Source organism: Arthrobacter crystallopoietes (genome assembly GCF_017603825.1).
Lineage (GTDB): Bacteria > Actinomycetota > Actinomycetes > Actinomycetales > Micrococcaceae > Crystallibacter > Crystallibacter crystallopoietes_B.
Map to the genome: position 1 here is coordinate 1,739,163 of NZ_CP072014.1, position 16,785 is coordinate 1,755,947.

Sequence of the window (16,785 nt, forward strand, 5' to 3'; positions counted from 1 at the left end):
TCAGCGCAGCACGATCGCCGTGGCCGTTGCCGGCGAGGCCCCCGTTGCCACGAAGCCGGAAACATTCGCGTCCGGATGCTTGATGATGTCGGTAATGGAGCCGAGGTGCCGGGACAGGTCGACCTTGTCCTCCGGCGCTGCCAGCAGCAGCTGGAAGCCGAATTCCTGCAGCGCGTTGATGCCGGCGCCGGCATACTCGGAGTTCGCCTGGATGAAGGCTTCGTCGATCATCACCGTGCCGTAGGTGCTGTAACCCTGGCTGGCAATGCCCAGCTGGTAGGCCAAGGCGGCGCCCATGATGAACGATGTGAAGCGTTGGCCTTCGCCGCCGGAGAGCGTGCCCGGTTCCAGTCCGGTCTCGATCTCCCCGTTGGGCCGGTGCTCGTTGCAGCTGATGGTGACATGCTGGCGCACATCCAGCACGGTGTCCCGCCAGTGCTGTTTCGCCGGATCGTTCAGCGCGTCCACCAGACGCTCCAACGCCTTGTAGCTGGCGGCCATCTGCTCCGGGGTCTGCTTGATATAGGCGTTGCCCAGCGCATTTTTCAGATCGGTGCGGAAGGTGCGGGCTTCCTCCGGAACGCTGGTCCGGACTTCGAGCTTGAGGTGGCTGCCGTTGTCGAAGGGGACGTCGTCCAGGATCTGGTTCAGCGGCAGGATCCGCTCCTCGATGGCACGGCGTTCCTCCTCCAGCATCTGCAGCAGATCCGAAAAGCGCTCGTAGGAGCGGTTGTTGAAGTACTCGCGGAACTCCTCTTCGCGCTGCGGCAGGCCCTCGGAAATGATGTCGTGGTACAGCTGTTCATACTGCGCGGCGCTTTCGACGCCGGTGCCAAAGGAAGCGCTCAGATGCTCGCCCCAGTCGCGCGCAAAGAACTTGAACGTATCCGTCAGCGCCGTCTCCGTCTTATGGAGCTCATCGCTAAGGGTGGCAGCGGCGTCCTTGAGTTCCAGGGCGAGCCGGTGGAAGGCGGTTTCCAGCTCCTCCAGCCCCGTGGGTTCGCCCAGTGGTTCCAGGTAGCGGCCGATGGCCTCGGCGGCCCAGTCCGCCGGCGGGTTTTCTTCGGCCCGGCGGGCGGTGTTGTCCCTGGCGGATTCGGCATTGCGGAACTGCTTGTCCAGTTCCTGCAGGTCGTGACGCAGCACGGCCAGCCGGCCCACGCTGGCCTCGAGCTCGGACTTGGCGGCCTTGAGCTCGGCATGGATTTCCGCGAGGGTCGCGCTACTGTCCACCGCTTCCCGCAGGCGGTCCTGCAGGCCCTCCAGCACCTCACGCTGGGAGCTGCTGTCGACGTCGGACCATGGACGGGTGTCGGCGGCGACGCGATGCAGCGCGTCCAGCCGGCCGGCGAGCACGTCCTTGGCCTTGCTCCGCTGGTCCGCCAGTTCGGTGGCGTCCGTATGCTCCTGCAGAATTCGCTCGGCCTGTGCTTCGAGCAGGGCGATCTTGTCCGTGTTGTTAAAGCCGAGCAGGTAGTCGCCCGGATTGACTTTCCGGGTGTCCCGTTCAAAGGTGTTCTTGTTCAGCTTGAGGGTGCCCGCGAGGCTGATCGCCTTGTCCTCGTGGTGCAGTTCGGCATCGGAGTCCACGCAGGTGAAGGCGTAGTCGCTGGTGATTTTCTGCCTCAGCCAGTCGCCGGCCTCGGAGTTCTTGAACTCGAGCTTGCCAACCAGATCGCGGTCTCCGGCGGTGCCGGGCCGCGGGGGAGTGGCGATATTGATCCAGCGCAGCTTCCCGTGGCTGTCCAGCGCATCGATCGCCTTGGTCACCGTCCGGATATCCTCGCCACGGATCAACAGCGTGGTGGCCAGCGAACGCAGCGCCTTTTCGGCGGCCGGCCGCCACGGCAGGTGCTCCGGGGCGATGTCCACCAGCTCGCCCGCGAACGGCATGTCCTCGGGTGCGATGCCGGTTTCGGCGCTGATTTGCCGCCGGGCGGCTGCGCTGGCGCCGTCGATATTGTTGCCCCGCCGGGCATAGGAAGCGATTTCGGCGCGGAGCTTCTTCTCCCGGTCCTTGGCGTTGATGCTTGCGGCCACGGCCTCGTATTCGAGCGTCTTGGCGGCAGCTGCTTCGGCGGTGAGCTCCTCGACGGCGGCGGCGGACTGCAGGCGGGCAGATGCCAGACCTTCGGCGGACCACTCCAGCTGCAGCCCGGCGTCGTCAATGTCTTGCTGGACCTGAGTCCGGATGCGCTCGCGCTGCTGCAGTTCCACCGAGGCAGCGCGGATGTCCCGCTCAAGGGCTTCGATCGCACGGCCGCCATGGCTGGCATGTTGTTCGTCCAGCCGCTGAACCTGCGCCTCCAGGCTCTCCTTCGCTGAGGCTTCCGCCTGGATACCCAGGGTCTTCGCCTCGCGCTGACCGGCGAGTCTGGCCGTCTCGGTTTCGAGGAGCCCGGCCGCCAGCTGCTGGCGCACCCGGGGCAGCTGCACCTGGGCAAGTTCCCGGTTCCGCTCCAGCTGTTCGCGCAGTTCCCGGTAGCGCAGGTGCTGCGCCGGTACCTTCGCCAGGGCATCGCGCTGGCCGGTGGCTTCTTCCAGCTGGCGGTAGATCCCGCGCAGGTGGCTGAAGTCCTCGATGGCTCCCGCGGCCGCCTTGAGCGTGGACGGGATGTCCAACACTTCGTAGCGGAAGAACTTATTCACACCCTTGTCCAGGCCCTTGCCGTTCTGCAGCGTGCGCAGCAAACTGAAGGCCTTGTCATTATCGATCCCCAGCCTGCGCCGGAACCGCTCGGCGAAGGCCTTGTGCACGTCGAACGCCTCGCAGCCGGGCAATGCCGCGTGAAGGGAGGTGGGGGAGAACCGCCGGCCGCCGTGGTTTTCCAGTGCCTCGGTGTCCAGTGGCTTGTTGTGGATGACGTAGTGCTTGCCCACCTGGCCTTCCAGCCCGTTGGCCGGCAGGTCGAAGAGCGCGGAGATGGTGACCTGGCGGCCGAGGCCGTCATCGAAGACCAGCGCGATGGCGGACCAGGTGGCGCTGGGCCGCTGGTAGGTGGTGCCCGCAGCGGTTTTGGCTTTCCGCCCGCGCATGTAGCTGAAGGTGGTGCGGCGGTCCTTGCGGTTGCTGGCCTCGTTGGCGGACTCATTCAGCCGGGGCGCGGCGTAGAAGATGTGCTGGATGCCGTCGAAGAGCGTGGACTTGCCCACGCCGGGATGACCGGTGAGCAGCGTGCCGGCGCGGTCCACGTACATGGTGTGACGGCCGTGGAACGTGCCCCAGTTGATCACCTGGATTTTGCTCAGCCGGTACTGGCCGGGATTGATCTCCTCGCCGAGCGGGAGCGTCTGGGCAATGCTCACAGTTCCTCCTCGTTGCCTGCGGCGCCGTTGGCGGTGGTGCTCTCAGGATCCAGTACCTCAGGATCCAGCTGTTCCGGGTCGAGCAGGTCTGGGTCCAGCAGTTCCTGGGGGTCGCTGCGGGACAACGCCTCGATGTAGGCCGGGATCTGGTCGATGCTGTCGAACGGCAGCGCCATGGCCAACGCGTTGCTGACCCGGTACACGCCGGCCAGCTCGGTGGGCAGCAGCAGCTTCAACGCCAGCAGGCGGGAGATGGAGGCATCGGTCAGCTCTTCCAGCCGCTTGTCGTCCACCGTGCCCGGCTGCCGGTGTTCTTCGAGGATTTCCCGGGCGGCGGCGCGCGAAATGGTGGCGTCGGTGCCGGAGCCGGCGTGCCGGTCCAGCAGCAGCCGCAGCCGCAGGGCAAGCAGTGTCTCCTCGCGCCGCAGCGGCTTTCGGGGCTGGATGGCCGAGGTGTGCGGAGCGTCCACTTCGGCCGGGGTGAGCATGGCGATCTTTCGGTCCGGATCCACAGTGAGGACCAGGAAGATCTCGCACAGGTAGTCGGCGATGACCTGCCGGTTGTCCAGCACGGTGGTCCACAGCCGGGGATCGGCAACGCCGTCGATGTACGGTCCGCGCAGCAACCGCACAATCGTCTGGCGCAGCTGCAGCGGAAAGGTGCCGGTGTCGCCGTCGAACAGTTGCCGCTCCGCGCGGTACCCGCTTACGGCGATGTCAGCCTCGGTCTCGGTCATTTACTCTCATCCTTTAAACCTGTTGAATCTTTGTGGAACGTGACGAGCGGGAGGTAGGCGGTGCGCTCGACGCCGTCGATCTGTTTGTAGGTGAGGACCTCGAACCGGTCGCCGATGTCCTGGTCCGTCTGGCGGGCCGTGAGCACCAGGCCACGAATGGAGTTGATGTGGCGGTGCTCGGGCGGCAGCAGTCCGAACGCCGCGCCCAGCGTGGCCTTGCCGTCCTTTGCCGCAGCGGTAGCTGCGGTGATCGCCTGGCGGATGGCACCGGCGTCGGCCTTGGGCGTATTGGGCGTGCGGTGGATGTCGGCGTCGCTGAGCGCCGGCGGCTCCGCGAGCCGGGGCGGTGGGACATGGTCCTCGGGGTTGAAGACCCCGATGCCGGCCAGTGTTTCGAACTCCGGCAGGTACAGGTTCACGGGAACCGCCGGCGTCCTGGTTTTCAGGTCCGGCGAGTGGGCCACGGCCAGCTCGGCCGAGCGGATGGCCTTGCGCAGCAGCATCGACTCGCGGAACTCGTCGCTCTGGACGTAGGTGTGCAGGCTTTCGGAGAGGCGGCCGTAGATGGCGTGGACTTCGGAGGCCTGGCGGCGCAGCTCCCGCACCAGGTTGGCCAGGGTGTTGCGTTCGTCGGAGCTCAGATCGGACACGAAATCGCGTTCGAGCACTTCCCGGACAGCCTGGCGGAAGCGGGCCTGCTGCTGCGGGTTGTTCAGGAACTCCGTGAAGCCGCGGAAGGTCTCGCCCTCGGCGGTGCTGCGCAGCTGGCGGTCGCCCTCGAGGACTTGGCCGACGGCGACGCCCTTGGCCACGCTGGACTCCATGATCTCCTGCCGGATGGTGTGCAGCATGGCCTCCACGCCGTCGCGCATCCGCTTGAAGTCCGCCGGCAGGCTTGAGGCCAGATCGAGGATGCTCCGGGCCGCGGCAACGGAGGTTTCATGCGGGAGGACCGCGGGTTCCTGGCCGGTCTCCAGCGCCTGGATCTGTGCCTGCCGTTCGGCGATTTCCGCGTCGAGCTGCCGGATCCTCGCCGCCGGATCCGGGTCGGACTCGTGGGCGAGCGATTCAATGCTGTTCAGCAGGGCGCTCAGCCGGGAGCTGTTGAGGTTGGTCCGCTCCTGCGTGAAGCCGTCGATGAAGTTCAGCACCCGCTGGGTCTGCGCGGTGGGCTCGTAGACAAACTGGCCGTCCACCATCGGCCGTGCAAGGAACTGGTTGCGCACCCAGGAATCGGCATAATTGGCCGCCTGCCACTGCTCGTTCAGATTCAGGTTCTCGTGCCGGAGTTCCTTCAGGAAGGCAGCCAGTGCGGCGTGGAATTCCTCGAGCGCAATCCGCGGCCGGTTCGGCGTGAACTCGGCGCGGAAGAAGGCGATGGTCCACGGTGCCGCGGAGAGCAGCTTCCAGGCAGGGCTGAGCCTGAAGTCCTTCTGGGTGTGCCAGTTGGAGACAGCTTGTTCAGTGGAGCGCATCAAGAACTTTCCGCCAGTGGCTGGCTGCGAAGGGGGACCCATTGATCTTAAGGGATGCAGCTCGGGGTGGCAGAATTGCGCCATGGCCAAGTTGATCTACTCCGGCATCACCTCCTTGGACGGCTATATTGCGGACGCGGAGGGCAACTTCGACTGGAGCATGCCGGACGAGGAAGTCCATGCCTTTGTAAACGACCTGACGCGCCCGATCGGCACCTACCTTTTCGGGCGCCGCATGTATGAGGTGATGGTGGTGTGGGAGGAGTTGGCGGATGATCCGGAACTGCCGGCCGTGGAGCAGGACTTTGCCCGGATCTGGCAGAACGCGGACAAGACTGTTTACTCCACCACCCTGGAAACGGTACCGTCGGCGAGGACCCGGATTGAGCGCAGCTTCGACCCTGAGGAGATCCGGCGGATGAAGGCATCGGCCGAACGGGATCTGGTAGTCGCCGGTGCCGAACTTGCCGCGCACGCGCTGCGGGCCGGGCTGGTCGACGAGTGCCACCTGTTGGTCTCGCCGGTGATGGTGGGCGGCGGCAAACGGTTCCTGCCCGACGGTGTCCGGATGCAGTTCGAACTGCTGGAGGAACGCCGTTTCGGTAATGGTGTAGTGTTCCTGCGCTACCGCACGGCGGGCGGGGCGGTCACCGGGAGCTGACGGACTCGAACTCCCGGATGGCCAGCGGCACGAACGCACTTGCTCTTTCTACGGTATACCGTTTGGCGGAGCCTCCGGGCAGACCTCTCAAGTGCCGTCAGCCAACGCGCCGGCGGAATCCGTCGGTTCCGTTGCTGCATGGTTCGCTACCTGGTTGTCCGCGGGCTTGCGGACGAAGAAGGCTGCTGCCACGGCAAAGACCGAGATGATCGCGCCGGCCAGGAACGCGGCTCGCACGCCGCCGGCCACCGCCACGGTGGCCGCCGAACCGTCCGCGGCCAGGGCGGCGGACTGGATGGACATCACGGTCACGAACAGGGCCGTCCCGACGGCGCCGGCCACCTGCTGGACCGTGCCGATGATGGCGCTGCCGTGCGAGTAGAGTTCCGGCTTGACCGCGCCGAGGCCGGCGGTGAAGAGCGGGGTGAAGAGCAGGGCCAGGCCGATGCTTAGGACGATGTGCGCGGCCAGCAGCGTAAAGGGGGAGGTGTTCTCGGTCAGCGTGGACAGGAACCACAGCACCGCGCTGACCAGCATTGTTCCCGGTACCAGCAGGACGGTCGGCCCGAACCTGTCATAGAGCCGGCCGACAAACGGCGCCAGCAGACCCATGAGCAGCCCGCCGGGCAGCAGCATCAGGCCGATCTGGAACGGTTCGAGCTCAAGCACCTGCTGCATATAGATCGGGAGCAGGATGATGGTGCCGAACAGGGCGGCCATGCTGATGATCATCAGGCCTACGGTGACAGCGAAGGTGCTGGAGCGGAAGGTGCGCAGGTCAAGCAGCGCGCGGTCCCGCCGTTGGAGCCGCAGCTGGCGCAGGATGAAGGCGGACAGGGCCACGAGCCCGACGCCGAAGGAGGTCCACATCGGCATTGCGGAAACAGCCTCGCCGGCCTCGCCGGAGCCGTGGCCGACCAGGCTCAGGCCATAGATCAGGCCGCCGAAGCCGAACGCGGAAAGCACCACGGAGAACAGATCCAGCGGCACGGGCCTCGGTTCGGTGACGTTGTCCACCCGCCGGTTGCCGATGATCAGCATGGTGACGGCGATCGGCAGCACCAGCCAGAACATCCAGCGCCAGGACAAGGCGTTGAGGATAATGCCGGAGATGGTCGGGCCGATGGCCGGTGCCACGGAGATGACAATGGAGACGTTGCCCATGGTCTTGCCGCGCTCGGCCGCAGGCACCAGGGTCATCAGGGTGGTCATCAGGAGCGGCATCATGATGGCGGTGCCGGAGGCCTGGACAATCCGGCCGAGCAGCAGCAGCTCGAACCCGGGCGCTATCGCGGCGATCAGTGTGCCGGCGGAGAACAGCGACATGGCCGTGGTGAAGACCGGCCGGGTGTTGAAGCGCTGCAGCAGGAAGCCGGTGATCGGAATGACCACCGCCATGGTCAGCATGAACGCCGTGGTCAGCCACTGGGCGGCACGCGCGGTGATGCCGAGGTCGTCCATCAGTTCGGTCAGCGCGACGCTCATGATCGTCTCGTTGAGGATGACCACAAATGAGGCAGCCAGCAGCAACCGGATTACCCGGTTGTTCCGCCGCCTGTGGTCGGAGCCGTCGATTCCCGGTCCGTGTGATGGCGCGGCGCCGGAATTTACGACGGCGGGTTCGGCCGGGGACTGTTGACTCACGGAAGGTATCCTCAATGGTTTTTGGGGGAAGCGGTGCCTGCGCCAGGCGACGATAGCAAGACTAACCAGCATAGTGGAAGCAGTATTCCCGCCGGCTCCCCAAAGGGGGTGCGCACCACATAAGATGCCCCACTTAACGCGGTATGCACCGCCGGAAAATCCGACGGTGCATACCTATATGGTGCATACCTATATATAGGAGCATGCCCATATATAGTGTGCCGCTGTGCGGCCGCAGGGCTTACTTGGTGAAGTAGCCGTCTACGGGCATCCAGCTGGTGGGGTGCACCTTGGTGCCCTCGCCCGGGTTCAGGGCGCTGATCATCTGGCCGCCGCCGAGGTAGATGCCGATGTGGCTTCCACCGTTCTGGAGAACCAGGTCGCCCGGCTTCGGGTTGCTGGTCGGGGTCAGAGCCGCGGCCTGAGCCGTGGTGACGCGGGGCAGATCGATGCCGTGCTGGGCGTAGACCCACTGCACGAAGCCGGAGCAGTCCCAGCCGCTGGTCGAGGTGCCGCCCCAGACGTACGGGGTGCCGACCATGGACTTGGCGGTGGCGACGATGCCCGAGGTGCTGGCCGTGCTGACGGAAGCCGGCTCGATGTTGGCGCTTGCAGCGGCAACCGTGAAGCCTTCTTCCTGCGGCGCGGCCTGGGTAGCCGGTGCCTCGGCCGGTGCCGGAGCAGCGTGGGCTGCCGGGTCATGTGCGGCGCCGGAGAGCTGGATGACGTCGCCCGGGTAGATGACCGATTCCCAGCCGAGGCCGTTGGCAGCGAAGACGTCGTTCAGCTCAATGCCGTGCTGCGCGGCAATGTTGCCGAGGGTGTCGCCGGCCTTGACGGTGTGGGTTGCAGCGTCCGCCGCGGGCGCCGGAGCTGCGGCCGGAGCGGCAACAGTCTCGGCCTGGGCCGATGCGGCGAAGTCGCTGGAGGATACGTCGGATGCTGCGTTGGCAGGCAGGCCGGCGCCGAGCATCAGGCCACCGGCAGCGGTGACAACTGCGGCACTGCGGCCAACGGTACCGGCGTGGGACGAAACGGCCTTCGAAACTCCGCTGAACGGGTTGCTGTGGACCGCGGCGGCACGATGGCGTGCGTGATTGTTCTTGAACAAGGTTGTAGCCTCTCCCAATGCCTGCGAGGTAAGCTGTCGGGTTCGGATGGGAGTCACCCGGCCGCGTTCCACCTCGGAAAATCGCTCCGTGGTGAACTGCGGCTTAACCCCAAGGGCTCTGGAGGAGCCCGGTAAACGTGGGTCCCCCGCCTCTGCCATCTGTCTAGCGAACGGACTCGGAACGGTGGCAGAGTTAGGCAAAGCCATTCCGAGGGGGCCGGCCCAGGAAGCGCCGACGTGATTGCCACCCTACATAACGGATTGATAACTCCGCAAAACGGACACGCCGGAAGTGGCAGGTTTCGGAGTGGTTTAGTGCTAGCGGACGGCCAGTGAACTGGGTTCGGGCGGTGGCATCGGTACGTAGTAACCTTGCCGCATGATCCGTCGAAGCTTTGCCCTCGTGTTTGTAATGTTTTCCCTACTCATCACGGGGTGCAGCCAAGTTGAACAGGCCGCCACCGATGCGGCCAATGACGCCGTTTCGGGTGCCCAGGACGCGGCCAGCAAAGCCGCCTCCGATGCTGTGTCAGGAATCACATCGGCTGCCGTCGACGAAGTGCTCCAGCAGGTCTGCAAACCTGTGGCGGACGGCACAATCAGCGCAGGGGAGAAGCAACTGCTTTCCGGCCTCGTCGGTGCCGCTGAACAGGCCGGCGTGCCAGCCGAAATTACGACGCCGATGGGTGACATTGCGCAGGCCGGAGACCAGGTGCCGGCCGAGTCTGTGAACGCACTGCAGGACGCCTGCGCCAACGCGACCAGCTAGCGCTAGCGCAGCCGGAACCAATCCCCGGCGCCGGCCTGGAACCGGGCCGGGTGAAGGGCGGCAGCGTCCTGCGGGATGGCGCCGAGGAATGGCGCGTCCAGATTCTGCAAGTACCGCAGGTTGTCTTCTTCCACCGCGTTAGGTTTCCTCGGCCAGGAGCCGATGACCAGTCCGGCGGCCGTGAGATTGCGGGCCTTGATGGCCTCGAGCGTGAGCAGGGTGTGGTTCAGCGTGCCCAGTCCGCTGCGGCAGACAACGACGACGCCGGAGTTCCCCACGCGGGCCGCGAGGTCTGCGAGGGTCCTGCCCTCGCCGTCGAGCTCCACGAGGAGTCCGCCTGCGCCTTCCACCAGGACATGGTCCGATACCGCAGCGAGCTGCTCAATGTGCCGGACGTGGTCCGCGAGGGGCGGCAGTGCGGCGTCTTGCCGCGCGGCAGCTGCCACCGGGGCCATCGGCTCGAGCAGCCGGATGCCCTCGGACACCGTGGCCCCGCCGGAGAGCCGGTGCACCTCGTCCGCGTCGCCCGGCTCGCCGTCACCCACGCCGGTCTGCGCCGGCTTGTAGACCGAAACGGTGCCCGGTAAGGCAGTGGCGAGCGCCGCCGTCGTTATCGTCTTGCCGACCCCGGTGTCGGTGCCGGTGACGAAGATGACCGGCGGCAGGCCGGCGAGACCGGTCGGACTGGCCGGGGCGGGAACCTCGGTCATTTTTCCTCCTGTTCCACCGTGACGGTGAGCGGCGTTTGGAAGGACAACAGGCGCAGCCAGTCCGGTTCCGGCCCGGTGAGCCGTACCTCCGGCAGGGCCCGGGCCGTTTCCTGAAGCACCAGCACGGTTTCCAGTTCGGCTAGTTTGGCGCCCAGACAGCGGTGCAGGCCATGCCCGAACGCCAGCGAATAAGCAGTTCCGCCGGTGTCCGGGGGATGGTTGCCGCTGAGCTCGAGCAGGATTTCCGCGCCGGCGGGGAGCTCGGTGCCGCCCAATCGCGTGTTGCGGGAAACGGCCCGCCGCCAGGTATGCACGGAGGATTCGGTGGCCAGTACCTGCCGCACGAAGGGTGCGGCGCCTGAGCCGGCCCCGAGCTGTTGCCAGCGTCCCGGTTCCTGCAAGGCGCGGTAGAAGGACGTCCCGATCAGCTGCGCGGTGGTTTCCTGCCCCGCGATGACCAGGAAATAGCCCAGCGAGCAGATTTCCGACGGCGTGAGCCCGGCGGCATCGAGCATGCCGAAGAGCGACGCGGTGCCGCGGCTGGCGGCCACTTCGCCGCGCAACCAGCCGTAGAATTCCGCGGCGCTCTCCGCCAGGATCGGCTGGCGGTCTTCGGCCGGCCAGCCCCAGAACAGTTCCAGCGAGTCCCGGCTCCAACGCTTGAGGATGTCCAGATCGGGGCAGCGGACGCCGGTCAGCTCCGCCATAATGACCGGCGGGATGTGCTTGGCCACCGCGTCGGCCAGATCTACCGGTCCGTGGTGCAGCAGCTCGGTGGTGGCAACGGTGCGTACCCGGGTCAGCTCCCGCACCTGCGGTCCGATGGCGGCGACTTTCGCGGGGGTGAAAAAACCCGCCACCAGCTTCCGCACATGGCGGTGCTTGGCGCCGGTGGCCGACGCCAGCACCGGCGGCAGGGCACAGCGGGCGCGGCTGAGGATGCGCAGGGCGGCCGGGGCCAGGGGCACCACGGAGGTCAGCGCGTTCGTCGGCAGGAAATCCTCGGTCCGGCGCATGACTTCCCGCACCTCTGCCGGATCCGAAACCACGTGGAAGCTCATCGCGCTGCCACCTTTCCTGGTGCCATTGCGGCCACCATGCCGGCGACCAGCCCGGCGGCCTGCCGAACCTGTTCCTGTGCCAGATCGGCACGGGCCGTCAGCCGCAGCCGCGAGTTGCCGTCCGGCACGCTCGGCGGCCGGAAGCATCCGACCAGAACCCCGGCATCCTCGAGCCGGACGGCGAGTTGCACGGTGTCTTCCGACCGCCCCACGGGAACGGACTGCACGGCGCCGGCCGCCTGCTCGATTCCGCATACCTGCGCAATGACGGCCGCATTGCCGAGCACGGCCTGCGCCAGCGACGGGTCGGCCGCGATGATCCGGCAGGCTTCGGCCGCGGCAGCGGCTGCGGCCGGGGCCAGTCCGGTATCGAAAATGAAGCTGCGGGCAGTGTTGACCAGGTGCGCGCGCAGCGCGGGCGGACCGAGTACCGCACCCCCTTGTGCGCCCAAGGCTTTGGAAAGTGTTGCCGTGAGCACCACGTGCTCCGCGCCGGCCAAACCTGCAGCGTGGACGGCGCCCCGTCCACCGCCGGCGACGCCGATTCCGTGGGCCTCGTCCACAACGAGCAGGGCATCGTGTTTGGCGCAGATGTGCGCGGTTTCCGTCAGGTCGCTGGCGTCGCCGAGCACCGAGTAGACCGATTCAACAACGACGGCGGCGCGCGGCTGGCTTCGGCCTGCCAGCAACCGGTCCAGCGCGGCGAGATCGCCATGGGCAAACACCTCTATGGGTGAGCGGGAGAGCCGGGCGCCGTCGATCAGCGAGGCATGGCAGTGTTCATCCCGGACGATCAGCGTGCCGGGGCCGCCGAGGGCGGTGAGGATGCCGAGGTTCGCTGCGTAGCCGCTGGAGAACGCAAGGGCAGCGGGTTGGCCGGTCAGCCCGCAGAGTTCTTCTTCGAGCTCCGCGTGCACCGGCTGCGTGCCGGTGACCACCCGGGACGCTCGGGCTCCCGTGCCGTAGCGCCCGATAGCGTCGATGGCGGCGGTCTTGAGCCGGAGATCAGTGGACAGGCCCAGATAATCGTTGGAGGCCAGATCCAGCAGCGTGTCCCGCGCGGCTGCGTCACTGGTGGCCGAGTTTCGGCCGGTTATGGTTCGGGCGGTTGTGTTCCGCACCGTGCCGCGCCGCGTGCGTACATCGGCCTTGTCCGTGAGCCACTGTTGCATGGTGCCCATCAGCCGTGCATCCCGGCGATGGCGGCGGTGATCCCGGCACCGATGGCTGAGATATCCTGCGCCGAGGAGATATAGGGCGGCATGGTGTAGATCAGGTCCCGGAACGGCCGCACCCACACACCGTGCTCCAGAGCGGCGCGGGTGAGGGCTGGAATGTCCACCGGCCCGTCCAACTGGACCACCCCGACGGCGCCAAGCACACGGACATCGCGGACGGAGGCCAAGCCGGCAGCAGGTGCCAGTGCGGCGGACAGTCCTTGCTGGACCTGCTGCACCTGCTTCCGCCAGTCTGCGGATTCGAGCAGTTCCAAGGATGCCGTCGCCACCGCACAGGCCAGCGGGTTGGCCATGAAAGTGGGCCCGTGCAGCAGCGCGCGGAACTCCGAGGCCGTGATGGCGGCAGCCACCTCGCGGGAGCAGAGCAGTGCGGCGAGGGTCAGGTAGCCGCCGGTCAGCGCCTTGCCCACGCACATCACGTCCGGCGCAACGCCGGCCCACGCGGACGCGAAAAGCCGGCCCGTGCGGCCGAAGCCGGTGGCGATCTCGTCGAAAATCAGCAGCAGTCCATGCTCGTCCGCCACCCGGCGCAGGGCCTGCAGGCATTCAGGGGCGTAGCTGTACATGCCACCGGCGCCCTGCAGCACCGGCTCCACAATGATGCCGGCCAGCTCGCCCGCATGCCGCGCCGCCGCCTCTTCCAGCTCCGCGATCCAACCTGACACCTCGGACGCGTCGGCGACCAGTCCGCCGTCGTTGTTCAGGCGCGCCGCCGGCGGACGCGGCAGGAAGCGCTGCTGCGCGACCAGGCCGGGGAACGCAGTGTGCATGCCGTCCACCGGATCGCACACGCTCATCGCCGCGAACGTGTCGCCGTGGTAGCCGCCGCGCAGGGCCAGGAACTGCTGGCGGCCGGGCCGGCCCACGGCTGCCTGGTACTGCACTGCCAGCTTGAGGGCTACCTCCACCGAGACGGAGCCGGAGTCAGCGAAAAACACATGCTCCAGCGGCTCCGGCGCCAACTCCACCAACTGCTCGGCGAGCCGGACAGCCGGCTCGTGGGTGAGGCCGCCGAACATGACATGGCTGAACTGCTCCGTCTGCCGGCGGACCGCCTCGTCCAGCACCGGGTGCCGGTAGCCATGGATGGCAGACCACCAGGAGCTCATCGCGTCCACAGCCTCGAAGCGCTTGCCGTCCGCGGCCTGAAGCCGGAGCCGGACTCCTGACGCACCGGTGACGGCGTAGGGATCCGGCCCGTCCAGCGGGGCATACGGATGCCAGACCAGACCGCGGTCGCGGGCGATGAGCGACGGCGCAGCGGTGCGTGTTCCGGCGTGGGTTTCCGCCGGGCCCGCAGTCGAAGCCGCTGCGGCGGCGAGGGCAGTTTCAGACATTGGGGGCGAGTTCCGTACCGGCGCCGCGGCGGCGGATGGTGACCTGGCCTGCGGAAGCCGGGACACCGCCGTCGTTGTTTGCCTGCATCTTGCCGAAGTCAGCGGACCCAGCGGACCCAGCAGACGCAGCAGGCGCAGCGGGCTCAGCGGGCGCGGCGGAAGAATCCGGGCCGGCACCCAGGACCACGAAGCCGTTGTCGGCGATCATGTCCAGATCCGCCTTGGCCTCCTGGCCCTCGCTGGTGAGGTAGTCGCCCAAAAAGAGCGAGTTGGCCACCTGCAGGGCCAGCGGCTGCAGCGAACGAAGGTGCATTTCGCGGCCGCCGGCCATGCGCAGTTCGGTGGCGGGGCAGGCGAAGCGGATCATCGCAAGGATGCGCAGGCAGTGGGCCGGGGTCAGTAACCAGGTGCCTTCCAGCGGCGTGCCCTCGAACGGCATCAGGAAGTTGACCGGGATGGAGTCGCTATCCAGCTCGCGCAGCGCGAAGACCGCATCGATCAGCTCGTTGTCGGTCTCGCCCATGCCTACGATCAGGCCCGAGCAGGGGGAGAGCCCGGCGTCCTTGGCGTGCTCAACAGTGCGCACGCGGTCGGCGTATTCGTGCGTGGTGCAGATGTCAGCGTAGTTGGACTCGCTGGTGTTGAGGTTGTGGTTGTAGGCGTCCACGCCGGCGTTCTTGAGCTTGGCGGCCTGGCCGTCCTTGAGGATGCCGAGGCAGGCGCAGACCTCCACCTGCGGGTGCTCGTCCTTGAGCCCCTCCACCATGGAAGCCACGCGGTCGACATCCCGGTCGGTGGGTCCCTTGCCGCTGGCCACGAGGCAGACGCGCGAGGCGCCGGCGCGGATGCCGGTGGCGGCCTGCTGCACGGCTTCCTCGGGCTTGAGCCAGGTGTACTTGAGGATTTGTGCGGCGGAACCGAGGCGCTGGGAGCAGTAGGTGCAGTCCTCGGGACACAGTCCCGATTTGAGGTTCACCAGATAGTTGACTTTGACGGTGTTGGCGAAGTGCGCGCGGCGCAGCCGGCCCGCGGCGGCCACGACGTCGAGGAGCTGCTCATCGGTGGAGTGCAGGACGGCGAGGGCTTCCTCGAGGGTCAGGGTGGCGCCGGCCAGTTGCCGGTCGGCCAGGTCTTGGAAGTAATTGAACACCGTTCAAGTTTGTTGAGGCGCGGGGGTTCTGTCAATAAAGATTGAACGGTGTTCAAGATTGTGACGTGCCGGCCAGCGGCGGCGTCCACGACCCGCTGATCCCTTTAGGCTTGCCCGTCCCTCAAACCGACTGGCAGGGTCTCAGCGCTGGGTTTCGGCGTAGAACCATCCGATGTGCTCGCGAAGCAGCTGGGAAGCCCGCTTGCCCTCGCCTGCGGACACCGCTGCCAAGATGCCGTGGTGCTGGCCGCGGAGTACGTCGGCGACCGGTTCCCACGCCTCGTCGCTGCGGATCGACTCCGCAACGTAGTCACTGATGGACAGGCGCAGTGACTCCATCATCGCCTCGATGACTGCATTGCCGGCGAGCGAGGAAAGCAGGACATGGAAGCGGGCATCGAGCGAATGGAAGTCCGCACGGGCGAGCTTCGGGTCGTCCATCAACTCCAGCAGTTCTGCGGCCTCGTCGAGCTTGGCCCGGGTTGCCTCGTTCTCCGGATCAATGGTGGCTGCCTCGGCGGCTCCGGTTTCGAGCAGGATACGCGTCTGCACGATCTCGCCGACAGTCAACTGGCGGGTTGCCACATGCAACCGCAGTGCGGCGGCCAGCCCGGAGGCGGGCTGGGACACGATAACCGCGCCTGCATTGGGACCGGAGCCGGTGGAAGTACGTACCACTCCGAGCACGTCCAGAATGCGGATGGCATCGCGTACGGATGCCCGGGACAGCCCGTGCCTTTCCGCCAGTGTCCGTTCGCCGGGTAGCTGATCGCCGAGTTTGAGTGCCCCGGAGCGCAGCTCCGCCTCGATACTTTGGAGCACCGCCTCGTAGGCGCGCGGTGCGGGTTTAGCCATCTTGCTGGTCACTGCTTCATCTTCGCATGCACAGGCGGCCGGGGACGCTTGGGCAAAGCACCCGCCGAGGTGCGAAACCGGGAGCGACGCGCGCCGGCCAACGGCCGTTACGGCATGATGGAACAGGACTATGTTTGACTTCGGCGCACGGATCAGGAGGAATGGATGAGCCTCACCCGACGGCAGATTGTGGATACTGCCATGGATATCCTGCGCAACTACGGCCTGGGCGACCTGTCCATGCGGCGGCTTGCCCGTGATCTGGGTGTCCAGCCCGGGGCGCTCTATTGGCACGTGAAAAACAAGCAGGACCTGCTGGGCGTGCTGGCCGAACAGATTTTGGCGGAGGTCGACGCAGATACGGGTGACACCGCATCCGCGGACGGGGATCCTGTTCGCCGGCTGGCCGCGGACATCCGCGCGGCGCTGCTGGCCGTTCGGGACGGTGCCGACGTGGTGTCGCTGGCGCATGCGCTGAACCCGGAGGCACTTCCGGCGATCGCCACCCTGCGCACGCTTCTGCAAGATGCCGGCCTGACCGACCAGCAGACGCGTTGGGGCGCACGCACGCTGACCCATTTCATTCTTGGCGCCGTGGCCGAGGAGCAGACGCACGCCGATCTGGCCGCGGCCGGCTTGTTGCCCGAAAACGTGCGCCAGGACAACGACGACGAGGCCTTCCTTTTCGGCGTGGACGCGGTCCTTGCGGGGCTGCGGGCCCGCTAGGAGCA

The 16,785-nt window shown here is 66.9% G+C and carries 14 protein-coding genes and 1 riboswitch; of the genes, 3 read left to right on the forward strand and 11 right to left on the reverse strand.

The genetic code is table 11. The annotated features are described in order from the left end of the window. Genes J5251_RS08020 through J5251_RS08030 form a run of 3 tightly spaced genes read right to left on the reverse strand, consistent with a single transcriptional unit; the run spans nucleotide 1 to nucleotide 5,518 of the window. Nucleotides 1-3,306 carry an ATP-binding protein gene (locus tag J5251_RS08020; RefSeq protein WP_208575689.1) on the reverse strand — a complete coding sequence of 1,102 codons (3,306 nt, stop codon included), beginning with the start codon at nucleotides 3,304-3,306 and terminating at the stop codon, nucleotides 1-3. Further along, nucleotides 3,303-4,043 (reverse strand): DUF4194 domain-containing protein, encoded by a 741-nt coding sequence (locus J5251_RS08025; RefSeq protein WP_208575690.1) that lies wholly within the window; start codon nucleotides 4,041-4,043, stop codon nucleotides 3,303-3,305. Before J5251_RS08025 ends, J5251_RS08020 begins: the two co-directional genes overlap by 4 nt. Continuing rightward, entirely contained in the window at nucleotides 4,040-5,518 is a 1,479-nt protein-coding gene (locus J5251_RS08030) for a DUF3375 domain-containing protein (RefSeq protein ID WP_208575691.1), read from the reverse strand. The genes J5251_RS08025 and J5251_RS08030 overlap by 4 nt, the downstream gene beginning before the upstream one ends. An 82-nt stretch (nucleotides 5,519-5,600) precedes the next feature. On the opposite strand from J5251_RS08030, the gene J5251_RS08035 reads away from it, so the two are divergent. Further along, entirely contained in the window at nucleotides 5,601-6,179 is a 579-nt protein-coding gene (locus tag J5251_RS08035) for a dihydrofolate reductase family protein (protein WP_208575692.1), read from the forward strand. An 87-nt stretch (nucleotides 6,180-6,266) separates the two neighbouring features. Here the strand turns inward: J5251_RS08035 and J5251_RS08040 are convergent, their stop codons facing one another. Both J5251_RS08040 and J5251_RS08045 read right to left on the reverse strand, forming a co-directional pair. Next, on the reverse strand, nucleotides 6,267-7,832 hold the full coding sequence (locus J5251_RS08040) for an MDR family MFS transporter (RefSeq protein ID WP_432264421.1): 1,566 nt from the start codon (nucleotides 7,830-7,832) through the stop codon (nucleotides 6,267-6,269). A 232-nt stretch (nucleotides 7,833-8,064) separates the two neighbouring features. Continuing rightward, on the reverse strand, nucleotides 8,065-8,934 hold the full coding sequence (locus J5251_RS08045) for a LysM peptidoglycan-binding domain-containing C40 family peptidase (protein WP_240793161.1): 870 nt from the start codon (nucleotides 8,932-8,934) through the stop codon (nucleotides 8,065-8,067). A 4-nt stretch (nucleotides 8,935-8,938) separates the two neighbouring features. Next, nucleotides 8,939-9,113: riboswitch (cyclic di-AMP (ydaO/yuaA leader) on the reverse strand. 200 nt (nucleotides 9,114-9,313) lie between these two features. Here J5251_RS08045 and J5251_RS08050 point away from each other — a divergent pair. After that, a complete protein-coding gene (locus J5251_RS08050; RefSeq protein ID WP_208575694.1) occupies nucleotides 9,314-9,703 on the forward strand; it encodes a hypothetical protein in 390 nt (129 codons plus the stop codon). A 2-nt stretch (nucleotides 9,704-9,705) separates the two neighbouring features. Here the strand turns inward: J5251_RS08050 and bioD are convergent, their stop codons facing one another. The 6 genes from bioD to J5251_RS08080 all read right to left on the reverse strand — a co-directional run bounded on the left by bioD (nucleotide 9,706) and on the right by J5251_RS08080 (nucleotide 16,066). Then, nucleotides 9,706-10,413, reverse strand: coding sequence for a dethiobiotin synthase (gene bioD / locus J5251_RS08055; protein WP_208575695.1), 708 nt, complete (start codon nucleotides 10,411-10,413; stop codon nucleotides 9,706-9,708). Then, on the reverse strand, nucleotides 10,410-11,474 hold the full coding sequence (locus J5251_RS08060) for a cytochrome P450 (protein ID WP_208575696.1): 1,065 nt from the start codon (nucleotides 11,472-11,474) through the stop codon (nucleotides 10,410-10,412). Before J5251_RS08060 ends, bioD begins: the two co-directional genes overlap by 4 nt. Further along, nucleotides 11,471-12,655, reverse strand: a complete 1,185-nt coding sequence (locus tag J5251_RS08065; protein WP_244250845.1) for an 8-amino-7-oxononanoate synthase — start codon at nucleotides 12,653-12,655, stop codon at nucleotides 11,471-11,473. The genes J5251_RS08060 and J5251_RS08065 overlap by 4 nt, the downstream gene beginning before the upstream one ends. Then, complete coding sequence (locus tag J5251_RS08070; protein ID WP_208575697.1) at nucleotides 12,655-14,049, reverse strand: adenosylmethionine--8-amino-7-oxononanoate transaminase; 1,395 nt, start codon at nucleotides 14,047-14,049, stop codon at nucleotides 12,655-12,657. Before J5251_RS08070 ends, J5251_RS08065 begins: the two co-directional genes overlap by 1 nt. Further along, nucleotides 14,042-15,199, reverse strand: a complete 1,158-nt coding sequence (gene bioB, locus J5251_RS08075; RefSeq protein ID WP_208575698.1) for a biotin synthase BioB — start codon at nucleotides 15,197-15,199, stop codon at nucleotides 14,042-14,044. The genes J5251_RS08070 and bioB overlap by 8 nt, the downstream gene beginning before the upstream one ends. A 141-nt stretch (nucleotides 15,200-15,340) precedes the next feature. Continuing rightward, on the reverse strand, nucleotides 15,341-16,066 hold the full coding sequence (locus tag J5251_RS08080; protein ID WP_348272970.1) for a FadR/GntR family transcriptional regulator: 726 nt from the start codon (nucleotides 16,064-16,066) through the stop codon (nucleotides 15,341-15,343). Between the two features lie 153 nt (nucleotides 16,067-16,219). On the opposite strand from J5251_RS08080, the gene J5251_RS08085 reads away from it, so the two are divergent. Then, nucleotides 16,220-16,780, forward strand: coding sequence for a TetR/AcrR family transcriptional regulator C-terminal domain-containing protein (locus tag J5251_RS08085; protein WP_208575699.1), 561 nt, complete (start codon nucleotides 16,220-16,222; stop codon nucleotides 16,778-16,780). Nucleotides 16,781-16,785: the final 5 nt, after the last annotated feature.

Excerpts from the sequence above, each read along its gene's own strand:
- J5251_RS08070 (WP_208575697.1), bottom strand. The coding sequence starts at position 14,049 with ATGTCTGAAACTGCCCTCGCCGCCGCAGCGGCTTCGACTGCGGGCCCG.
- J5251_RS08035 (WP_208575692.1), top strand. The coding sequence starts at position 5,601 with ATGGCCAAGTTGATCTACTCCGGCATCACCTCCTTGGACGGCTATATT.
- J5251_RS08065 (WP_244250845.1), bottom strand. The coding sequence starts at position 12,655 with ATGGGCACCATGCAACAGTGGCTCACGGACAAGGCCGATGTACGCACG.
- bioD (WP_208575695.1), bottom strand. The coding sequence starts at position 10,413 with ATGACCGAGGTTCCCGCCCCGGCCAGTCCGACCGGTCTCGCCGGCCTG.
- J5251_RS08025 (WP_208575690.1), bottom strand. The coding sequence starts at position 4,043 with ATGACCGAGACCGAGGCTGACATCGCCGTAAGCGGGTACCGCGCGGAG.
- J5251_RS08050 (WP_208575694.1), top strand. The coding sequence starts at position 9,314 with ATGATCCGTCGAAGCTTTGCCCTCGTGTTTGTAATGTTTTCCCTACTC.
- J5251_RS08085 (WP_208575699.1), top strand. The coding sequence starts at position 16,220 with ATGAGCCTCACCCGACGGCAGATTGTGGATACTGCCATGGATATCCTG.
- J5251_RS08060 (WP_208575696.1), bottom strand. The coding sequence starts at position 11,474 with ATGAGCTTCCACGTGGTTTCGGATCCGGCAGAGGTGCGGGAAGTCATG.
- J5251_RS08030 (WP_208575691.1), bottom strand. The coding sequence starts at position 5,518 with ATGCGCTCCACTGAACAAGCTGTCTCCAACTGGCACACCCAGAAGGAC.